Source organism: Komagataeibacter intermedius TF2, from assembly GCF_000964425.1.
In the GTDB taxonomy this organism is placed as follows: Bacteria; Pseudomonadota; Alphaproteobacteria; order Acetobacterales; family Acetobacteraceae; genus Komagataeibacter; species Komagataeibacter intermedius.
Map to the genome: position 1 here is coordinate 1 of NZ_BANF01000077.1, position 2,998 is coordinate 2,998.

The window sequence follows — 2,998 nt, forward strand, 5'->3', positions numbered from 1 at the left end:
GGATACAGGTCTGGAATGGCCTGTAGAGGCGGCTGTGCGCCAATTTCGGTCTTATCGGGTTGTTCATCGTCTGAGAGCAGCACAGCGGCAGAAAACAGGCTGTAGCGGATGCCATCGCGATTTCCGGACCAAGCTACCCGGTCATTAACGATGTAAGCACAGGCCGTGCCTGTGGGACCGATCTGTCGAACTTCGATCCAGTTGCCCTCTCGTAAAACGGACAAAGCCCTTTTGAGAGTATTCAAGCCGCAACCAGCCATTTTGGCCAATGTAGCTTGGGATGCGACGAGAGCATTATTGCGGCCCATTTGGGAGGTCATAAGCATCATAACAGCTGCTGCTCTAGGATTTGATACAGCTAATTTTGACCATCGTTCCATAGCCGCTCGTTCGACCTGAACCCAAGTTCCGTTGGGTGCTGTGGTTAATCCAACGTGTTTTGGCTTCATGGCCTACCCCTAGATCAAATCAGACGATTTTTCATCCAAATTTGGATGAAATTCATCCATTTCATAGCGAAAAATGTAGATGAATTCAATCCAAATTTGGACAAATTCCATCCAAACCTAGCCCATAGCTGGTGGGCTAGGGGTAGCCCATAGCTGGTGGGCTACCCCCCCCCATCACATCATTGATAAATAACAATTTTTTTTGTGATCTCTCTCTATGATCTTTGGGCCGTCCCCGAAGCCCACGGGAGCGGCGCAGCGAACGCCTTGCGTGAGCGGCAGCGGAGCCGCGCCGGTGGACCCTCGGGGGCGGATCAGAGGCTCAAAAAAGGGCGATTAATTCCGCTTTCGTATCGTTGTGCGACGCTTCAGCGACCGGGTGTGTCGATCAACCCTGACATGCTCACCGGCCTGAAGGCCGATGGTTCCGGTATGGGCATGCATTAAGCTGCCCTCCTGGTGCTTCCTGCTTCATTGGGCCGCCTGCACAGCAACGCTGCTGCCCTCCCCCTCTGCTATCTCTATTGCAAGGATTAATACTATGACGCTTGCGTCTATTTCTCCCGCCGATACTCGCGCAGCGATCACTGCGGGCGCAATCCTAGTCGACATCCGCAGTGCAGATGAATATGCGCGTGAGCATATTCCCGGCGCAATAAACGTGCCGCTCGATCGGATCGGTGATCTGCCACATAACGGTCGTCAAATCATATTCCACTGCAAGTCCGGGATGCGCACTACTGCCAATACCTTACAGCTCGAATCAGCAGCTGACGGAGTACCGGCCTGTATTCTCAAAGGAGGTATCGATGCGTGGCGGCAGGCAAGACTACCCACCGTCGTCGATCGCTCACAACCGCTGGAAATCATGCGACAGGTGCAGATCACAGCCGGTACGATAGTGCTAACCGGCGTGCTGCTTGGTTTAATTGTTTCGCCCGTATTCTTCGGAATATCGGCGTTTGTCGGTGTAGGACTAATGTTCGCTGGCGTAACAGGATGGTGCGGCATGGCCAATCTTCTGCGCGTCATGCCTTGGAACCGGCGTTCAAAAGGCTGATGGTTACTATTCTGCTCACCCGTTTTTGGACTGTCTCGATATCTGGAACGACGTCTAAATTATAGGGGAAGGGTCACACTGCTCCGGCGCCTTCGGCGGGCTACGCCGCTCCCGCTCCGCGCTCGCCCGGAGCCTGCAAGGCCAGCGAAACCGGGGAAGGGCAAAATGGCTCAGGAAGCGACGAACGGGGCGATTCCGGTTGCACTTGGTGCGAGGCCAGCGGCAAGCTGGCTATGGGCGTAGTCACCTGTGGCGAGGGGAAGGGCCGGGTTGTGGTAAGTCCGGCCCTTCCTGCGTCTGTAGCTAGGAACTCCCAGTTAGAGACCGCAGGATGGCCATACAGGGCACTCAGACGAGTTTCCGATACCCAATACCGGACAAGATCCGGAAGCCATCATACGGCCTTCTGACGGCCTTATAGCGGGTGATCGCAAGAGGCGATCACCTGTTCTCCTGTCGCGATCAGGTGGGGCATGGTGCCGTCCCATGTGGGGGTTTCTCGCGGCCTGGCCGGAAAGGGCGGCACTCTGGCGGCAATTTTCGCAGTGCCACCATGCCGCGCCCTAACCCCATGTGCAGACATCGGAATCCTGAAAACCAAGGTCACAGAGTGCCGGTTTCTTTAATCTTGCCCTCACTTTTCCGCCTTCTCCCACCCCGGAACATAGACAAAATCGACGATTTGTATTACACTGAAATACAGTGTTGGGAGGGTATGTCATGGCTGTCAGTCGCATGGTCCAGGCCCGAGTGCCGGGCGAGATTCAGGAAGCCGCGAACCAGGTCATTCACGCGGCCGGGCTGACGGTGAGTGATGTGGTTCGCGTGCTGATGACGCGGATTGCCCAGGACAAGGTGATTCCGGCCGCGCTGTTTCAGCCTAATGCGGAGACGTTGGCGGCGTTTGCCGAGGTCGAGCGTGGGGATCTGACGCGCTTCAGGTCTGTTGATGCGTTGTTCGAAGATCTCCATGCGGACGATTGAGCGCACGACGGCCTTCAAGCGTGATTTCAAACGGGTGGCGAAGGGGCCGCATCGGGCTGCCTTGGACACCGATCTGCGGCGAATTATCGAGCTTCTGGTGGTCGATGCGGCATTGGAAATCCGGCATCGCGACCATGCCCTGACAGGCAACTGGAAGGACTATCGGGACTGCCATGTGAAGCCCGATCTGGTGCTGATCTATCGCCTCATTGAGGCCGATCGCCTGGTTCTGGTGCGACTGGGCTCCCATTCGGAACTCGACCTCTAGCCTTCAAGGGAAGAACAGGCGGCTCAATCCCGGCGCATCAAGGAGTGCGCGCTTATACGTTGCCCTTCGGACAACGTGCGCGTGGTGTCGGGCGATCTATTTTTCGGTGGCCGGCAAGTCTGGTTCCATGCCGTCGAAAGAAGGCTGAGATGGTGGTGGTAAGCCGGGGCCGGTAGGTAGCTGCTTCTCTCCCGGATACAGGTCTGGAATGGCCTGTAGAGGCGGCTGTGCGCCAAT

General features: G+C 56.4%; 4 protein-coding genes. 3 read left to right on the forward strand and 1 reads right to left on the reverse strand.

Features of this window, described 5'->3' with window-relative positions; genetic code table 11:
- A partial coding sequence (locus B7449_RS11885) for a replication/maintenance protein RepL (protein ID WP_082084841.1) occupies window positions 1-449 on the reverse strand: 449 nt, incomplete at its 3' end.
- A gap of 541 nt (window positions 450-990) precedes the next feature.
- On the opposite strand from B7449_RS11885, the gene B7449_RS11895 reads away from it, so the two are divergent.
- The 3 genes from B7449_RS11895 to B7449_RS11910 all read left to right on the forward strand — a co-directional run bounded on the left by B7449_RS11895 (window position 991) and on the right by B7449_RS11910 (window position 2,761).
- Window positions 991-1,509: a rhodanese family protein gene (locus B7449_RS11895; RefSeq protein WP_018308608.1), complete on the forward strand. Its 519-nt coding sequence runs from the start codon at window positions 991-993 to the stop codon at window positions 1,507-1,509.
- 720 nt (window positions 1,510-2,229) lie between these two features.
- Window positions 2,230-2,493 carry a type II toxin-antitoxin system RelB/DinJ family antitoxin gene (locus B7449_RS11905; RefSeq protein WP_018308607.1) on the forward strand — a complete coding sequence of 88 codons (264 nt, stop codon included), beginning with the start codon at window positions 2,230-2,232 and terminating at the stop codon, window positions 2,491-2,493.
- The gene (locus tag B7449_RS11910) at window positions 2,480-2,761 is read left to right on the forward strand and encodes a type II toxin-antitoxin system YafQ family toxin (protein WP_014106742.1); all 282 of its coding nucleotides are present in this window, start codon (window positions 2,480-2,482) and stop codon (window positions 2,759-2,761) included. Before B7449_RS11905 ends, B7449_RS11910 begins: the two co-directional genes overlap by 14 nt.
- Window positions 2,762-2,998: the final 237 nt, after the last annotated feature.